General features: G+C 39.9%; 1 protein-coding gene. It reads left to right on the top strand.

Annotation, left to right across the window (positions count from 1 at the left end; translation table 11 throughout):
- A partial coding sequence (gene hslV / locus GQR38_RS20265) for an ATP-dependent protease subunit HslV (protein ID WP_165738078.1) occupies positions 1–338 on the top strand: 338 nt, incomplete at both ends.

The raw sequence follows: 338 nt of genomic DNA, 5'->3' as shown, positions 1-338 counted from the left end.
CGCTTGTACAACGATCAAGTCATTGCAGGCTTCGCTGGAGGCACTGCCGATGCTTTTACATTATTAGAGCGTTTTGAAGCGAAACTGCAAGCTCACCAAGGTAATTTAGAACGAGCAGCAGTAGAGCTAGCAAAAGATTGGCGTACTGATCGAATGTTAAGGAAATTAGAAGCTTTATTAGCCGTTGCAGATAAAAAACACTCATACATTATTACTGGTAATGGTGATGTAGTTAGACCTGAAAATGATTTAATTGCTATCGGTTCAGGTGGTAATTTCGCACAATCAGCTGCGATGGCTTTATTAGAGAATACTGAATTGTCAGCACAAGAAATAGT

The sequence above is a fragment of the Pseudoalteromonas sp. c7(2019) genome (genome assembly GCF_011378625.1).
GTDB lineage: Bacteria > Pseudomonadota > Gammaproteobacteria > Enterobacterales > Alteromonadaceae > Pseudoalteromonas > Pseudoalteromonas arctica.
This window is presented reverse-complemented; position numbering and strand designations above follow the sequence as displayed.